The organism is Sporomusa sp. GT1, from assembly GCF_014634905.1.
Taxonomy (GTDB): domain Bacteria; phylum Bacillota; class Negativicutes; order Sporomusales; family Sporomusaceae; genus Sporomusa; species Sporomusa sphaeroides.
In genome coordinates this window covers 174006-190623 of record NZ_BMBX01000004.1, presented here as the reverse complement: position 1 = coordinate 190623, position 16618 = coordinate 174006, and the positions used below count along the sequence as shown (strand labels likewise).

General features: G+C 44.3%; 14 protein-coding genes and 1 pseudogene. 13 read left to right on the top strand and 2 right to left on the bottom strand.

From position 1 onward, the window contains the following. Positions 1-3 precede the first annotated feature (3 nt). The 5 genes and pseudogenes from GT1_RS08325 to GT1_RS08305 form a co-directional block, all read left to right on the top strand. Positions 4-210 (top strand): type II toxin-antitoxin system prevent-host-death family antitoxin, encoded by a 207-nt coding sequence (locus tag GT1_RS08325; protein ID WP_223226125.1) that lies wholly within the window; start codon positions 4-6, stop codon positions 208-210. Then, positions 210-1925, top strand: coding sequence for a class I SAM-dependent DNA methyltransferase (locus tag GT1_RS08320; protein WP_188398316.1), 1716 nt, complete (start codon positions 210-212; stop codon positions 1923-1925). The genes GT1_RS08325 and GT1_RS08320 overlap by 1 nt, the downstream gene beginning before the upstream one ends. Beyond that, a complete protein-coding gene (locus tag GT1_RS08315) occupies positions 1922-3217 on the top strand; it encodes a restriction endonuclease subunit S (RefSeq protein WP_188398315.1) in 1296 nt (431 codons plus the stop codon). The genes GT1_RS08320 and GT1_RS08315 overlap by 4 nt, the downstream gene beginning before the upstream one ends. A 1-nt stretch (position 3218) precedes the next feature. Continuing rightward, positions 3219-6221, top strand: a complete 3003-nt coding sequence (locus tag GT1_RS08310; RefSeq protein WP_223226124.1) for a type I restriction endonuclease subunit R — start codon at positions 3219-3221, stop codon at positions 6219-6221. A gap of 308 nt (positions 6222-6529) precedes the next feature. Further along, positions 6530-6634: pseudogene (locus GT1_RS08305) on the top strand (transposase); the annotation flags it as partial. 69 nt (positions 6635-6703) lie between these two features. Here the strand turns inward: GT1_RS08305 and GT1_RS08300 are convergent. After that, positions 6704-7933 (bottom strand): ATP-binding protein, encoded by a 1230-nt coding sequence (locus GT1_RS08300; RefSeq protein ID WP_188398313.1) that lies wholly within the window; start codon positions 7931-7933, stop codon positions 6704-6706. Positions 7934-8085: 152 nt separating this feature from the next. After that, entirely contained in the window at positions 8086-8283 is a 198-nt protein-coding gene (locus GT1_RS08295; protein ID WP_188398312.1) for a hypothetical protein, read from the bottom strand. Between the two features lie 564 nt (positions 8284-8847). Here GT1_RS08295 and GT1_RS08290 point away from each other — a divergent pair. From GT1_RS08290 to GT1_RS08255, 8 genes are all read left to right on the top strand, one after another. Continuing rightward, positions 8848-9000 carry a hypothetical protein gene (locus GT1_RS08290; protein ID WP_158027071.1) on the top strand — a complete coding sequence of 51 codons (153 nt, stop codon included), beginning with the start codon at positions 8848-8850 and terminating at the stop codon, positions 8998-9000. A 406-nt stretch (positions 9001-9406) separates the two neighbouring features. Next, the gene (locus tag GT1_RS08285; protein ID WP_188398311.1) at positions 9407-10321 is read left to right on the top strand and encodes a GTP-binding protein; all 915 of its coding nucleotides are present in this window, start codon (positions 9407-9409) and stop codon (positions 10319-10321) included. Between the two features lie 16 nt (positions 10322-10337). Then, complete coding sequence (locus GT1_RS08280; protein ID WP_188398310.1) at positions 10338-11207, top strand: uroporphyrinogen decarboxylase family protein; 870 nt, start codon at positions 10338-10340, stop codon at positions 11205-11207. Positions 11208-11280: 73 nt separating this feature from the next. Beyond that, the gene (locus tag GT1_RS08275) at positions 11281-12354 is read left to right on the top strand and encodes a uroporphyrinogen decarboxylase family protein (RefSeq protein WP_188398309.1); all 1074 of its coding nucleotides are present in this window, start codon (positions 11281-11283) and stop codon (positions 12352-12354) included. Positions 12355-12395: 41 nt separating this feature from the next. Further along, on the top strand, positions 12396-13052 hold the full coding sequence (locus tag GT1_RS08270) for a corrinoid protein (RefSeq protein WP_188398308.1): 657 nt from the start codon (positions 12396-12398) through the stop codon (positions 13050-13052). A gap of 20 nt (positions 13053-13072) precedes the next feature. Beyond that, the gene (locus GT1_RS08265) at positions 13073-14110 is read left to right on the top strand and encodes an MtaA/CmuA family methyltransferase (protein WP_188398307.1); all 1038 of its coding nucleotides are present in this window, start codon (positions 13073-13075) and stop codon (positions 14108-14110) included. Next, positions 14103-15902 (top strand): ASKHA domain-containing protein, encoded by a 1800-nt coding sequence (locus GT1_RS08260; protein ID WP_188398306.1) that lies wholly within the window; start codon positions 14103-14105, stop codon positions 15900-15902. Before GT1_RS08265 ends, GT1_RS08260 begins: the two co-directional genes overlap by 8 nt. A 146-nt stretch (positions 15903-16048) precedes the next feature. Then, positions 16049-16486 (top strand): GNAT family N-acetyltransferase, encoded by a 438-nt coding sequence (locus GT1_RS08255; RefSeq protein WP_188398305.1) that lies wholly within the window; start codon positions 16049-16051, stop codon positions 16484-16486. Positions 16487-16618 lie beyond the last annotated feature (132 nt).

The following is a 16618-nucleotide window of genomic DNA, read 5'->3' as shown; positions in this document are numbered from 1 at the left end:
TTTGTGGCAAAAAGGAAAGAAAATACTGGAATTGCGCCAGTTTACAGAACCGCAACGGAGTTTCTTAGAGGGCAGGCATCTAAGATATTTAATGAGGTGTCAGAACAGGACAAGGTAGTTGTAGTAAATAAGAATAGTAAGCCGCAAGCGGTGATTATCTCTTATGAACGATATGAAAAGCTAAAATACAAAGAAGGGGCGGACATATAATGAATATTAACGATCAAGCCAATTTTATCTGGAGTATTGCGGACTTGCTCCGGGGTAACTTTAAACAGAGCGAATATGGCAAAGTCATTCTTCCGTTTACGGTGTTGCGCCGGTTTGATTGTGTCCTTGCTCCATCCAAAGTTAAAATACTGGAAATTAATGAAACATTGACGGTTAGCAATAAGCGTCCCATTTTCAGGAAGTATACAGGGCATGATTATTACAACATCAGCAAGTTTGATTTTGAGAAGCTGTTGGATGACAGCACGGCAATTGAAACCAATCTACGTGACTATATAAATGGTTTTTCAGATGATGTACGAGAAATCATGGATAATTTTGAAATTTTCACCATCATTGACAAGCTGGCAAAAGCGAATCTACTGTATCTGGTTGTGCAGCGGTTTGCTGAAATAAATATGAGTGCACAAGAGATTGATAACCTAGAGATGGGTTATATGTTCGAAGAACTGATTCGCAAGTTTTCCGAGCAGTCCAATGAAACTGCAGGTGAACACTTTACCCCTCGCGAGGTCATCGAACTAATGGTGGAGATTTTATTGGAGCCAGACATGAGCGACCTTGCCACCACCGACGGCAAGGTCATTACTATCTGCGATGTTGCCTGCGGCACGGGGGGGATGCTATCCGTTGCGCAAAATAAGATGCGCGCGCTTAATGCCACAACCCAAATCATTCCATTCGGGCAGGAATTGAATCCGGAAACTTACGCCACCTGCCGTTCTGATATGATTCTAAAAGGCAATACCAACAGCCGTATTGTTTTAGGCAACAGCTTCAACGAAGATGGCTTTAAAGGGCAGAAATTTGACTATATGCTGACCAATCCACCTTTTGGCGTGGAATGGAAGAAGGTCGAAACATTCATTAAGGACGAAGCGGCATCCCAGGGAGATAAGGGTCGTTTCGGTGCAGGACTGCCGCGCATATCCGATGGGTCGCTTTTGTTTCTGCAACATTTCATCTCCAAGATGAACGATCCGAAGGACGGCGGCAGCCGCATCGGTATTGTATTCAATGGCTCACCCTTGTTCACCGGTGATGCAGGAAGCGGTGAAAGCGAAATACGACGTTGGATTATTGAAAATGACCTACTGGAAGCGATTATTGCACTGCCGGATCAACTTTTTTACAACACGGGAATATCAACGTATATATGGATTCTGACCAACCGCAAGAGAGAGCGCCGCCATGGTAAAATCCGTTTGGTGAATGGTACGACTTTTTATGAGCGGATGCGCAAATCGCTGGGTAACAAGCGTAATATGATAAGCAACGTTAACCGTGCGGAGATCGTGCGTCTGTACAGCACCTACGAGCCGGACGAAAACTACATTGATTTCGATAATGAGGACTTTGGCTACCGCAAGATCACGGTGGAACGCCCGCTCTATAGCGAGGACGACAAACCTATTGCGGACAAAAACGGCAACAAAAAAGCGGATCCTGCCCTGCGTGACACTGAGACGGTGCCGCTCAAGGAGGATATCCGCGAATATTTTGCCCGTGAGGTACTGCCCCATGTTCCCGATGCATGGATTGATGAAAGCAAAACTAAAACTGGTTATGAGATCCCGTTCACAAGGTATTTTTATAAATTCATCCCCCTGCGTGACAGCAGCGAGATTATGGAGGAAATCAAGAAGCTGGAGGAACGTATTCAGAAAAACCTTGCGGAGGTGCTAGCTGAATGAAACCATACGCAGAATATAAAGATAGTAGAATGAAGTGGATTGGTGAGATACCAAAGGAATGGAGCTTTAAGAAAATCAAGCACTTTACCACCAAAATTGGAAGTGGAAAAACACCTCGTGGTGGAAATGAGGTGTACGTTGATGATGGCATCATGTTTTTGAGAAGCCAGAATGTACACAATACAGGACTTGTTCTTGACGATGTAGTTTATCTTACCGATGAAATGGATGCCGAACTGTCAAATACGAGATTGAAGATGAACGATGTCCTTTTAAATATTACGGGTGCATCCATTGGTAGGGCATGTATCTGGGATAAAGATATTCCAGGCAATGTGAATCAGCATGTGTGCATCATCAGGGTTAATGGAATAGTTTTGAGTAAGTATCTGCATTACATGCTTATGTCTAATGTAGGCCAAACTGCTATTGACCTTTATCAAACTGGTGCAAATCGAGAGGGTTTAAATTTCGAACAAATCGCTAATATTCAAATTCCTTTTACGGATATACATAACCAACAAATTATTGTAAAGTATCTTAATCAAAAGTCCGCCGCTATAGATACTATCATTGCGGACAAGCAAAAGCTCATTGACCTCCTGAAAGAAAAGCGCAACGCCATAATTAGCGAAGCCGTTACCAAGGGACTGGACAAGACCGCAAAAATGAAAGATAGCGGTGTGGAATGGATTGGCGAAATACCGGAAGACTGGGAAATAGAAAAAATTAAATGGTTGTTCGAATTGGTGAAACGTCCATATTACGAGGAGGACAGGCCTGTTTTGTCAATTACACAATCTGGTATAAAAATTAAAAACATCAAAGACAATGATGGTCAACAGGCTCAAACATACATAGGATATCAGCGCGTTGATGTGAATGATTTTGCTATGAATGGAATGGACTTGCTTACGGGATATATGGATTGCTCTCAGTACGATGGTGTCACAAGCCCGGATTACAGAGTTTTTCGATTCTGGCAAAATAATATTCAGAACCATGAATATTATAAGCATCTGTTTCAGATGTATTATAAGCGAAAAATCTTTTATAAGTTTGGGCAAGGTGTTTCGAATCTTGGTAGATGGAGGTTGCAGACAGAAACCTTCTTAGAGTTCCTAGTGCCGAACCCTCCGATTGATGTTCAAGAAAAAATTGCATCATACATACAAGAAAAAAGCCATTATATCGACTCCCTCATTACTGACATCACTGAGCAAATCGTAAAACTGAAAGAATATCGCCAGAGCATTATTTCCGAAGTGGTGACAGGAAAGGCGGCTGTGTGATATGGTGATGCAAACAAAAGAAATCACCTTTGAAACCGAAATCGAATACAGCCTGATTGACCACGGAGGGTATATCAAGGGCGCCCCCAAGGACTACAATCGTGAATTCGCTCTCGATACGGCTATGCTGTTTCGTTTTCTGCAGGATAGTCAGCCGAAGGAATGGCAGAAGCTTTGTAAAAAACATGGGGCTAACGTGGAAGCCGGTTTTCTTAAAAAGTTATACAAGGATTTGGATACGTATGGGATGTTACACGTTCTGCGTCACGGTGTGGTGGATGCTCCTGCTAAGGTTGCACTCTGCTTTTTTAAACCAGCCAGTGGCATGAACTATACTAACCTTACCTTGTATGGGAAGAATATTCTTTCTGTTACCCGTCAGGTGCATTATAGTTTGAAGAATGAAAACTCTATCGATGTTGTGTTGTTTATCAATGGGTTACCTGTTGCTACGCTAGAATTGAAAAACGCTATTACAGGGCAAACGGCGGAAAATGCCAAACGTCAATATACGAAAGACCGTGACCCGAGGGAATTGCTGCTTTCTCCTAAGGTACGCTGTCTTGTTCACTTTGCGGTTGACACGGATGAAGTTTGGATGACTACACGGCTTAACGGCATCAATACCTATTTTCTGCCGTTTAATAAGGGGAATAAAGGCGGTAAAGGTAATCCGGTAGGTGCGGGAAACTTTCGTACTTCCTACCTGTGGGATGAGGTTTTGCAAAAAGATAGTATTCTTGATATCGTGCAACGATTTATTCACATGGAAAAAGGTAGAAAGGGTTCAAAGAAAGAAACCAGCGTCTTTCCCCGCTATCATCAGTTAGATGTAGTGCGCAAGCTGATTGCGGATGTTCATGAAAACGGTACAGGGCGGAATTATCTTATCCAGCATAGTGCGGGAAGCGGTAAATCGAATTCTATTTCGTGGCTTGCTCATCATCTGTCTAATCTTCACGATAAGAATGATAAAGTTATTTTCAATAGCATCATTGTTATCACAGACCGTCTTGTGTTGGACAGGCAGTTACAGGATACAATTTATCAGTTTGAACACGTAGAGGGTGTGGTTGTAAAAATCAACAACAATTCTACCCAACTTGCCGAGGCGCTGAATACAAGCAAAAAAATCATCGTTACCACGTTGCAAAAGTTTCCCTTTGTTCTTGAAAAGGTGGATAGCCTTGCAGGCAAACGGTTTGCCATCATCGTGGATGAGGCGCATTCATCCCAGACAGGTGAAGCCAGTCGAAAGATGAAAGCCATTCTGGGCGAGGTGGAGGGATTGACTGAGGAGCAGCAACTGCAGAAGGTGGCAAATGAGGAAGCCAAAGAAGAACGTAACAAGTCTGATAGTGAAGATGAAATTGCCAAGGAAATGTCCACTCACGGAAAACTCGACAATCTATCATTTTTTGCTTTTACAGCTACTCCAAAGCCGAAAACGATAGAAATGTTCGGAACACCCGGAGTTGACGGTATTCCGAGAGCGTTCCATATCTATTCCATGCGGCAGGCAATCGAAGAGGAGTTCATTCTCGATGTTCTGGAAAAATATGTAACTTACGATACATATTTTAGGATTGGTAAAAAGATTGCGGATGATCCCCGGTATGAAAAAAGCAAGGCCAATAAAGCGTTGGGCAAATTCTTGAGTCTGCATCCCCATAACCTCGCGCAGAAAACGCAAATCATGGTAGAACATTTTCGTACAGTTACCAAAGATATGATTGGCGGCAAGGCTAAGGCTATGGTTGTCACTGGCTCCCGTCTACACGCAGTACGGTACTATCAGGAATTCAAGAAATACATCAAAAAGATGGGCTGCGAGAACGAATTGGGTATCCTGATTGCATTTTCCGGAACAGTACATGACGGCGGTGCGGAATATACTGAGGTCAGCATGAACAATATCAAGGAAACGGAACTACCTGAAAAATTTTCAAGCGGTGAATATCAGGTGCTGCTCGTAGCAGAAAAATACCAGACGGGTTTTGACGAGCCGTTTTTGCATACTATGTTTGTAGATAAGAAGCTAAGCGGTGTAAAGGCTGTACAGACTCTTTCCCGTCTGAACCGAACCTGCTTTGGCAAAGAGGACACTTTCATTCTTGATTTCGTTAATTCTGCCGAAGATATTCGTGCAGCATTTGCACCATATTACGAGGAAGCTACGATCGAGGAAACAACCGATGCCAATATTGTCTATGACTTAAAAACGAAATTAGATGCCTTTAGAGTCTATTGGGAAAGTGAAATAGCAGCGTTTGCAAAAGCTTTTTTCAGGCCAACGAAAAAGCAGGGAAACATGGACTTTGGTGTGCTTAATAGTTACCTTGACCCTGCTGTGGACAGATACAAGGGTATGGAGGAAAATGAGCAGGAGGAGTTTAAATCTACGCTAACTAAATTCGTGCGTACTTATACATTTCTCACAAGCGTTATTCGCTTGGATGACGCGGATATGCATAAATTCCATGCCTACGCAAAGTTTCTGCTTAAAAAGCTGCCAAAGCGCGATGGAAACACCCCGGTTTTCTTAGATGACGAAGTTGCACTGCAATACTACCGTGTTCAGAAAATATTCGAGGGTTCGATTGTATTGGAGCAAGGCGAACCGCTGTCTAATACAATCGTTGCCGGAAAGCCAAAGCCGCAGGAAGAAAAAGCGCTGCTGTCGGAATTGATAAAAAAACTCAACGAGAAATTCGGTACGGAATTTACGAATATTGATAAGGTTCTAGAACAGTTTGTTTCTGATATGGATAATAATGAAGAATTGCGGATGCAGGCACGCAATAACTCTCAGGAACATTTCCGTTTCCCATTCAATGATGCTTTTATGGATGTAGTCATTGAACGGATGGCGCAGAATCAAAAATTCTGTGAGCGAGTATTAGATGATGAAAAATTTGGAGATACAATAAAGGATTTGCTCGTGAGTATTGTGTATGAGAGGTTGAGAGCGCAACCAGAAACTACCGTGCAGTATGAAGTATGATACAAAAAAAAAGCATGTTATGGATAATTTAGCAAAGAAAAAAACTATTCGAAAGTGATAGTTTTTTGTCCGTTGTCCGGTGAAAATTGGGTCAGGGGGACTGGGTCAGGGGGACGGTCCTTAATTGTCGTCTCTACTATACAAATCCGGAACTAGAAAACATGAAAAAGGCTGTTAAAAACAATACGAATAAAAAGAAAACAACATTGAGTTTGCGATAAGACTAAAAAGAAAACACCACCTTCAAAAGCCTTATACATCAAGGTACTGAAAAAAGTCCGTTTCGGGCGATTTTTGCACCCTATCAAATGGATGGTATTCAGGACATGCTTGGTCTATGGGCGGGAGAAAACGAAAGCGCTAAGTTTTGGCTTAGTATCTTAAATAATCTGAAAAAACGGGTCGTTCACGATAACTTCATTATCAGAACAACCTAAAATGCCTTTAGCCATTACAAAAGTAACGGCCAAAGGCATTTAAACTTATATCCCCCAAATAGGCACGATCAAATTCTGGCTGTCAAACGCCGACAGTCTATCGGTCGTACAAAGCACAGCCCCTGTTCCACGCTCCAAAGTAGTCTTGTCAATTACACCAAACACACGAGTTAGCTGCTTTTGAGGCGTGGCAGTTTTCTTGATTTCCATGGGGTATAGCTTGCCGCTGTCCTCCAACAGAATGTCAATCTCTTTAGTATCCTTATCCCGATAGTAATAAATAACGGCCTCCCAGCCGCAATTGTGATAGCTCTTGACAATCTCAGACACCGCAAAATTCTCAAGAATCGCACCACTCATGGCACCATTCATCAGGGTATCACTGCTGCTCCATTTGGTCAGGTAGGCCACCAACCCGCAGTCATAGAAATACAGCTTAGGCTTAGTTACCACGCGTTTAAGCATATTGTTGGAATAAGGATGAAGATAAAACACAATGCCCAGCCGCTCTAAAATCACCAGCCAGTTTTTGGCGGTAATCTGGTCAATGCCGGCAGTGTCAGCAATGGTCTTGTAGTTGAGCATCTGTCCGCACAGGGCTGCGGCGGCCGTGATGAAATCCATAAACCTGAGCGAATCAATGGTACCGGAAAGCTCTTTTACATCCCGGTCTATATAGGTACTGATGTAGCTGGAATACACTGCCCGATGGTCGCTATACTGCCCGCTGATGAGGGCAGGCATACCTCCTCTGAAAATACGCTCATAAAGTGCAGGAGTATCAATAGGCGGGCGCTCTTTTACCCGCTGTGACAACTGCTCAAAATCCAGCACAAAAGGTGCGGTGGAAGCACCATCAATCTCCGCCTGTGATATGGGAGATATATGCAGCAGGCAGACACGCCCGGCCAGGGATTCCTGTATCCCCTCCATCAACTTGAATACCTGCGAACCAGTCAACCAAAAGTCACCGGCCCGTCGGTTTTGGTCAACATGTATTTTGATATAGGTAAACAGCTCCGGTGCATACTGTACCTCATCGATAAACACCGGCGGCTTATGGATTTGCAGGAACATCTTCGGATCGTTCTTCGCCATTTGGCGCTCCGTCAAATCATCCAGTGTCACATACTCCCGTCCGATGTTCTCCTCGGCAGCCAGTTTTTGCAGCATGGTTGTTTTGCCAACCTGCCTTGGACCGGTGAGCAGCAACGCTGGAAACTCCTTGCTAAGACGGAGAAACGTATTCTCCATTGCTCTGTGTATATAATTCATGAGATCACCTCATCGTCTAAAGTTAAAGTTTGTTATATTATAGCCGAAACACGTCTTGTGATCAATAAATTTTCGGCTGTTATTTGTTTTAACAATATTTTAGACGAAGTTAGTAATGCGAGGATAATAAAAAAATAGCGGGGAATACCCCGCTATGGTTCAGTTCTATTAACTGCTTCTGTAACTGGATTGACCGAAGGTGTGGAATTAATATATTCCGCGGCGGCGTGTAACGCATCCTTATCTTTCGGAATTTCTGATTCTTTAAAGGATAAAGGCTCCGGATTATTTGGCCCATATCCTACTGAAGCATTTGTCTCCTGTTCTTGTTGTTTCGTAGATTTGTTCATAAAAGTCACCTCCAGAGATAGTGTTTCCAGTTAATTTTTATTTAATGCTGTTAGCGAGGCGGGGAATATATGTTTGACAATGGCTAAAGTTAAGTGAGGCAAGGGGGCATAACGCCCCTATTGCCAAGGATAGGAAAGCCAATCAAAGAATGCGACAGCTAAAAAACACATGCCGGCTATGACGTATATTGCGATTGCTATTGTTTCCATAGCATACGCCTCCTTTGGTTTGTTAAGCTAGGCTATCCCATTGTTAGTATGTGAGATTACTGAAAAATTATTGAGTATTTTACTGATAAGGAGGCCCCAATGGACACTAAAACTATGCCGGGGCAGACAATTAAAACCATAGATCTATGAAGCTAATAGATATCCTCACACGGTCCGGAGCATAACTGCGAGCATTGGGATTTGTGGCTTCTGCCTGGTACTGACAAGGGTGGCGGTGGGGGATTTAATCAGGGGTAAAGCAATTGGTATCAGCAAAATAGTTAACCGTGCTTACGGGCGGCTTAAGCGTAATGTGAATACAATATAATAACATAACGTGGGCGGGGGGTTAATATGGATATAGGGAAAATAAAAAATACGATTGATGGTGTCGGTCGTAAAGTTAATGGTTTTGCTGCTTACCATAATTTCGATCAATGGCAAATATGGCTTGCTATTGCGTTTGTGATTGCACTGGTTACGTTGATTCTTATAGTCATCTGCTAAATAACTGAAAGATAGAAAAATAGCGCCGTGGAGGCGGCGCTTAATGGGAGAAGAGTGAGGATTATGTTTAGTTTAACCAAACGCCAGGCGGCTATTCTGCTTGGCGTTGTTTTGTTGGTGTTGGATAATAGTTATTTCGCCCTAGAATGATTTAACATAATATTTACCAAGCTATAACACAAGATTGACTATTTTGATGTAATATTAAATCATCCTTTAAGTATCCTTCCTTTTTTTGCAAGCCGCCTGCCGGGTTCGCCCTGGTGGGCGGCTTTTTTTGCGTTGTAACAAATCGACAATTTCTATCCAAAAGCATAGCAGTGATACAATTTTGCAATTAGACATTCTATTAATGCTAAAGCATACTAGTAATGGGAGTTTATCGCATATTACAAAGAGGTACAATATGACGACTCAGATAAGTATTGTTTCCGGATTTTTAGGGGCTGGCAAGACGTCTTTCCTAAAAAAGATCCTTCCTAACCTGGAGGGAAAAATTGCTTTAATAGAAAATGAATTTGGTGAAGTCGGCGTTGACGGGGATTTGCTGCCCAAGGAGTTCCCGGTTAAAGAAATATATGCCGGCTGTATCTGTTGCAGTGTTGTACAGGACTTTGAGAAGGCTATAAGAGAGCTGGTGTTAGGCTATCACCCGCAGCATATTTTAATAGAACCTTCGGGGGTTGGCAGCCTTTCGGACATTATCAAAGTTTGCCAGGGAATTCGGCAAACGGGAGATTTGGCTATTCAAATAAAGCATCTGATTACCATCGTAGATGCAGCAGCATTTGAGGATTATTCAGAAAACTTCGGCAGTTTCTACTCAGATCACATTGCCAATGCCCACATAATTTTTCTCAGCCATATGAACCAAATGGAACAGCAGAAGCTGGAAAAAGTAATTGCCCGGATAAGTACAATCAACCCGGCTGCGTTTATTGTTAAGGAAGATTGGTATTCTCATGCCGGCGAAGAACTTATGGAAATATTACATACAGCAGACGGCTTTGGTATTGACGCGAAAGAAAGAATAAATGTAATGCCTGCCGCTAAAGTGTTTGACAGTCTCTCGATTGCGAAGCCAAAGGTTTTTTCTGAAGCTGAGCTTGAAAAAGTATTGGCAGTCCTAAGCGGCAAGGAACACGGTTGCATTTTGCGGGCCAAAGGAATTTTGGAGCTTGATACCCAGCACTCCATTCTTTTTAACTTTACGCCTCAGCACTGCCGGTGGGAATACCTGGCTGAGGACAAGGCGGCCAAGGTGGTTGTAATCGGTACTGATTTAAATAAAGAAGCTATAGCGGAGTGGTTTGGCAAATAGCCGGGAGGAGGGCCGCATGAGTAAAATTGTTGACTTTCAGTGTACCTATGTCAATTCTGTGGGAATTAATAAGGACGCCGTAAAGGGACTGGATTTAGAATTTCCTCAGGCCTATAAAACGTGGCAGGGTATGGCCCAACTGGCTCTGGCCTTGAAGGACTATGATAAAACGGAATTTTGTGAATTGCCCTTTTGTCATACGGTCGAAGGCGAAGCACTGGGAGGGCATGTTAATTATGGTGATGAAAACGCAGGCCCAAGAGGGGAAGACTATATTTGCATAACAGCAGAAGAACTACTGGACCTGCCTGAAATTGACTATTCGAAAGGGCGTATCGCCGAAGTGCTAAAAGCCTGCCAAGCTTTGCAGGACAAAGGCGAACAGGTAGTTTTATACATTTCAGGACCTTATACAATTCTGAATATATTAATGGAGCCCCGGCATATTTTCAAGATATTTCGCAAAAAGCCGGAGCAGATGAAGCTTATTTTTGATAAATTGCAGAGGGAAATGCTGCGTTATGTGGAGGCAGCACAGCAGGCAGGAGTCACTATGTTTAGTTATGGTGATTCTACCGGCGGCCTGAATATCCTGGGACCTGAGATGTCGGCAAAAACAGTGGAACTTTTTACTTATCCTTTCTTTAAAAGAGTGGAAACAATCCTCGGCAATGAAAGTCTCCTGCTGCTTTGTCCTAAAACCGCCTTTGCCTTGCTGGGGACAGAGAAAGCCGTTTGGCAGGACATTGATCTGGGTGCGCCTATAAACTATTTTTCGGCTTGTCAAAAAGTAGTAGGAAAAACGAAATTTGTTGGGCAAATGTGCGTTAAAAACAGAGAGTTTGTCTTGCAAAACGGGATAATTAAAACCCTTGAGCTGCTTTAATTTTAAAAAAAGACGCAAAGCAACAGCAAATTTTCACTAGGATCTCATTAGGAAATGAAGGAGAAAGTGACCTATGCATAAAGATGATCACATGACCCCTAACGAACGGCTGACCGCTTTTATGACAGGAAAACCTATGGACAGAATTCTGGCTATGCCGGTGGTCTGCTCCATGTCCGGCCTGGCCTTAGGAATGACCCATAAGGAAAAACGGAGCAGCGCGTTAAATGAAGCAAAGGCTCAGGTGGCTGCCTATAAAAGATTCGGCAATGATTTAACCATCATCGAATACGGATTGCATGGAGTAGGGATAGCCCTGGGTTCTGTGATGAATGATCCGGAAGACTCCATTCCGGCAATTATGAGTTATGCCCTGAACGATCTAAATCATGTGGACCAGCTGGACATAGCCAAGCTGGAGCTGAAGAATGACAAAAAACTTCAGCTCCATGTGGAAGCAACTAAAATTCTTATTGATGAACTGGGAAAAGAGGTTCCGACAGGGGTATTGATATCCGGTCCTTTTACGGCGGCTGCCAGCATCTATCAAACAGAGAGTTTGCTGAGGGCAACCAGAAAAAATCCGGAGAAGGTACACCAGTTGCTACGTTTCTGTACTCAAGGCTTAAAGACGATTTACCGGGAATTTATTAAAGCCGGGGCTGTATTTTTGTTGTGTGACCCCATTGCCTCCGGGACGATCCTCAGTCGCAAACAGTATTTGGAGTTTGTTTTGCCTTATACGATAGATTTGATGCAGGATATCCATGAGGCCAAAGGAATGGTATGCTACCACATTTGCGGAGATACGACAGCCATTGTGGCAGACATGGTGACATCAGGCTGTGATATGCTGAGTATCGATAACAAAGTGGATCTGGCCTATACCAAGCAGGTAGCAGGGGGCAAGGTTCCGATTCTGGGGAATGTAGACCCTGTAGAGGTATTAATTTTGGGGAACACCAAGGATGTGGACCAGGCGGTTAAAAGTTGTATTCAAAAAGCCTATGACAGTCCCTGCGGCTACATTTTAGCATCAGGCTGTGATCTTTCCGGCAATGTTCCGCTGGAAAATGTTGATCAATTTATGGCTTCTGCCAGGAAATATGGGAAATGGCCCTTGGAGCCCCAAAATTTCATGAGCTAGTAGAAAAAATCTAATACATGATAAAATGGGAGGAGAAACTTATGCCAGCATCTAAAGAAGAATTACTGAAAAGATTATCAGACGGTGTTGTGGACATGGAGGAAGATGACGTAATTGCAGCCTGTCAGGAATACGTAGCAGCAGGCTATCCGGCCTTCGACGGCATTATGGAGGGCCTTGTGGACGGTATGAATCGTGCGAGCCAATTATATGAGGATGAAGAGTATTATGTTACCGATGTATTGCTGTGTTCAGACGCCATGTATGAGGGGCTGAATATTTTAAGACCCCATCTTCCTTCAGACGAAGCGGAGAAAGAAAAGATCAAAGGCGTCATTGGGGTCGTTGAGGGAGATACCCATGATATTGGCAAGAACCTGGTGAAAATTATGATGGAAACCGCAGGCTTCGAGATGGTTGATTTGGGAAGGGACGTTCCGCTGCAGCGCTTTGTGGATAAAGCTAGGGAGGTAAACGCCTCTTTTGTATGTATGGCAACCCTGATGACGACAACGATGGGAGGCATGGGCACGGTAATTGAGCTGCTAACAGCAGCGGGCATGAGAGATGAGGTTAAGGTGATTATTGGCGGAGGACCCATCTCCCAGAAATTTGCCGATATCATTGGGGCAGATGGGTATTCTCCCAATGCCGTTGAAGCAGTCAAACTGATCAAAGGCTTGCTTAATGTTGCCTAAAGGTAAAGGAGGATGCAGCTGTGTTATTGCCAAAGGAACGGTTGAATAAGGTTTTCAGAGAGGAACAGGTTGACAGACCCCCCTGCATTTGTCCCGGGGGGATGATGAATATGATCACTGCGGAGCTGATGGAAGAGGCGGGAATCCGTTTTCCGGAGGCTCATACCAATGCCCGGATGATGGCAGACTTAGCAGCGGCGGTTTATGAAAAGGGCTGCTTCGAAAATTATGGCGTTCCCTTTTGCATGACCATTGAAGCAGAGAATTTGGGTGCGAAGGTGGATTTGGGAACAAATTTTTATGAGCCCCATGTTGTAGAATATGCCACCACCTCTGTAAAAGAGTGGGAAAGGCTTACCGCAGCCAATAACCGCCAGGGACAGGGAAGGGCGGACGTAGTTGTTGAGGCCATTAAATTATTAAAAGCCAAGGGAAATGACGTACCGGTCATCGGGAATATAACGGGCCCCATCAGCATGGCCAGCTCGCTGATGGAGCCTGTTGTGTTTTATAAAGAACTGAGAAAAAATAATGCCAAGGCCCATGGGTTTATGGAGTTTGTCACCGGCCAATTGATCGCATTTGCCAAACGGCAAATAGCGGCCGGGGCGGATATTATAGCCATTTCCGATCCAAGCGGTACGGGTGAAATTCTGGGACCCAAGCTCTTTGAAGAATTTGCCGTGAAATATATTAATAAAATTGTCGACAGTATTCACAGTGAAAATAAGTATACCATTGTCCACATTTGCGGACAAATGCGCAAGGTATATTCGGGAACTGCCCAAATAAAAAGCCATGTGTTGAGTTTTGATGCCATTGTCAGCATGCGGGAAGCCAGAAAAAATCTGGGAAACAGGCTGCTGATGGGTAATGTCAGTACCTACGCCATTGAATTTGGCGAACCGGGAAAAGTCGCCGCACTAACTGAGAGATGTGTGCAGGACGGAGTCAATATTATCTCTCCTGCCTGCGGGCTTGGGATGAAATCCCCTTTGAAAAATGTAAAATCAATGCTGGAGGCTGTAACTAAAGGAGCTGCGAACATCGATGCCTGATATTTTCATTACGAATGAGGGGAAGAGAATTCAGTGCGACCCGGGTAAGGATTTGCTGCAGGTCCTGTTGGCAAATGGGGTCTTTGTGGATAATCCCTGCAACGGCAAAGGCTCCTGCGGAAAATGCAAAATCAGGCTGTTGCAGGGGCAGCTGCCTGCTGTCTCCGAGACGGAAAAAAAGCTTTTGAAAAAGGAAGAAATGGCTGCAGGTGTTAGACTGGCCTGTCTGGTAGTGCCGGAAGAGGACATCGAGATCGAAACACTGCAAACAGAAAGAAAACATGAAATACTGACAGCCGGTTATATGCCTGATTTTCGCATGAATCCGGGGATTTCCAAAAAAGTCTTGCACATAGAAAAGCCAACCTTGGAAAACCCCAGTCCCTATGAGGATTCTCTCTGCCATGCCCTGGGCCGGAAAGACTTGGATTGGCGATTGCTGCAGCATTTGGACACCGGGGAGGGGAAGGTTACCGGTGTTTTTAACGGTACGGATTTAATCGGGATCGAGACAGGTGATACAACGGCGCTTATTTATGGAGTGGCGGTTGATATTGGCACAACAACGGTGGTAACCGCTTTGATTGATCTGAAAACCGGCGATGAGCTGGCTTCCGCTTCCATGCTCAACCCGCAAAAGAAATTTGGCCTTGATGTGTTAACCAGAATCTCCTATAGCCTGGAAAACCCGGCAGACGGCCGCAAAGAACTGCAGCAGACAATTGTTGAAGGGCTCAATTCGCTGATTGAAGATATGTGCAGTAAGGCGGCTGTCAGCAGGCAAAACATTTATGAGATCTCAATTGCTGCCAATTGTACGATGATGCACTTCCTGTTGGGTATCGACACGGCGCCTATAGGACGCTCCCCCTATGCCCCGGTCTTTGTCAAAGCCAAAAATATAATGGCAAGAGATATTGGCTTACAGGGAGCCACGGGCGCAAGGGTATATTGTCTGCCGTCGGTATCCTCCTATATCGGCGGAGATATCGTAGCCGGGGCATATGTCTGCCAACTGGAAAAAAGCAGGGAGAATCTCCTGTTTATTGACATCGGCACCAACGGCGAAATTGTTTTAGCTAAAAATGGCCGGCTGATGTCCTGCTCCTGTGCTGCGGGGCCGGCCCTGGAAGGAATGAATATCAGCTGCGGTATGAGAGCGGCAGTAGGGGCCATAGAAGATGTGGCAATTACTGACGGGGGGATTGAGCTGAAGGTCATCGGTGATGAGGCACCGGTAGGCCTATGCGGCAGCGGCATTCTGGCGGTTGTAAAAGAATTGCTTCGTATCGGACTGGTTAAAAAGAATGGCAGCTTTATTAAGAAAGAAGAACTGGAAGAAACGGATTACCGATATCCTCTGCTGCGGGTGGATGGTAAGAAGCGCGAATTTATTTTAAAAGATGGTCAGGAGCCTTTAGGGATTACCCAGGGAGATATCCGGCAGGTTCAATTGGCCAAGGGAGCGATTCTCTCAGGATTTCATGCGCTGTTAAGGCAGGCGGAGCTGCATATCAATCAATTGGATAAGGTCATGATTGCAGGGCAGTTCGGATCCCATTTGCCGGCCGACAGCTTGATGGGAACGGAGATTTTACCGGCAGAGGTTAAGGATAAGATTCATTATGTGGGAAATTCCTCGAAAACAGGAGCCTATATGGCTCTTATGTCTGTTGAAGTAAAGCGAGAGCTTGAGGCATTGGCCAAGCAAATGGATTATATGGAACTGGGAGCATCGGCAGGATATGAAAGGCTGTTTGCCCAATGCCTGCAATTCGAGAAAGCCCGATAATAATGCCGGTATTGACCGACCGGCAGAATGACAGCATGTTATTCAAGCATCTGTAAAGTCTCTGTTTTTTGATGAGGAAGTAGTGTATAATCTAATCAGGACATAAAATAGCAGGCTGATTAGCTTTGAAACTAAGGGAGAATAGTATGGACCTGATTATTAAGCGTTTTGAGGATTTGACCACCCGCGAACTGTACGACTTGTTACAGGTGAGGGTAGCGGTGTTTGTGGTCGAGCAAGACTGCCCTTATCAGGAGTTAGACGGAAAAGACCTTTTTTCTTATCACATCTTTTATAAAGAAAATGGCTGTATTCAGGCTTATCTTAGGGTAGTAGACCCTAATCCAGGCTGTGACAAGGTTGCCATCGGCAGGGTTCTGACAGTCAGGCGGGGAAGCGGTTTAGGCAAAAAAGTCTTGCTGGCAGGGATTCGGGTTGCGCAGGAAAAACTGGGGGCTGACAATATTTATATCGAAGCCCAGACCTATGCTAAAGGGTTTTATGAGCAACTGGGCTTTCAGCAAATCTCCGACGAATTTTTAGAGGATGGTATTCCGCATATAAAAATGCTGCTAACGCTGTAATTGAATTTTGAACCGGTAGACTAACTACCCGCTGCCCGTGAGGGTAGCGGGTTTTTCGCTTAGATTAATGGGAAGCAGGTTCGCTTGCTATTTCGTCATTACTCCGGGGGGAGGGGAATTACTCAACCGTCT